1 protein-coding gene is annotated in these 692 nt (G+C 64.3%); it reads left to right on the forward strand.

Annotation, left to right across the window (positions count from 1 at the left end):
- The coding region (locus DIE04_RS29505; RefSeq protein WP_124540788.1) for a serine hydroxymethyltransferase at window positions 1-692 on the forward strand (692 nt) is incomplete at both ends.

The raw sequence follows: 692 nt of genomic DNA on the forward strand, positions 1-692 counted from the left end.
TCGCCGGTGAACATGTCGGGCAAGTGGTTCAACGTCGTCAGCTACGGCCTGAACGAACAGGAAGACATCGACTACGACGCGGCCGAGAAGCTGGCAAACGAGCACAAGCCGAAGCTGATCGTCGCGGGCGCATCGGCGTTCGCGCTGAAGATCGACTTCGAGCGTCTCGCGAAGATCGCGAAGTCGGTCGGCGCGTACCTGATGGTCGACATGGCGCACTACGCCGGCCTGATCGCAGCGGGCGTGTACCCGAACCCGGTGCCGCACGCGGACTTCGTCACGACGACGACGCACAAGAGCCTGCGCGGCCCGCGCGGCGGCGTGATCCTGATGAAGGCCGAGTACGAGAAGCAGATCAACTCGGCAATCTTCCCGGGTATCCAGGGCGGCCCGCTGATGCACGTGATCGCCGGCAAGGCGGTGGCGTTCAAGGAAGCACTGTCGCCGGAGTTCAAGGAATATCAGCAGAAGGTGGTCGAGAACGCACGCGTGCTGGCTGAAACGCTGGTCAAGCGTGGCCTGCGGATCGTGTCGGGCCGCACCGAAAGCCACGTGATGCTGGTGGACCTGCGCGCGAAGAACATCACGGGCAAGGCAGCGGAAGCGGCGCTCGGCGCGGCGCACATCACGGTGAACAAGAACGCGATCCCGAACGATCCGGAGAAGCCGTTCGTGACGAGCGGCATCCGCCT

Source organism: Burkholderia sp. Bp8994 (assembly GCF_003853805.1).
GTDB lineage: Bacteria > Pseudomonadota > Gammaproteobacteria > Burkholderiales > Burkholderiaceae > Burkholderia.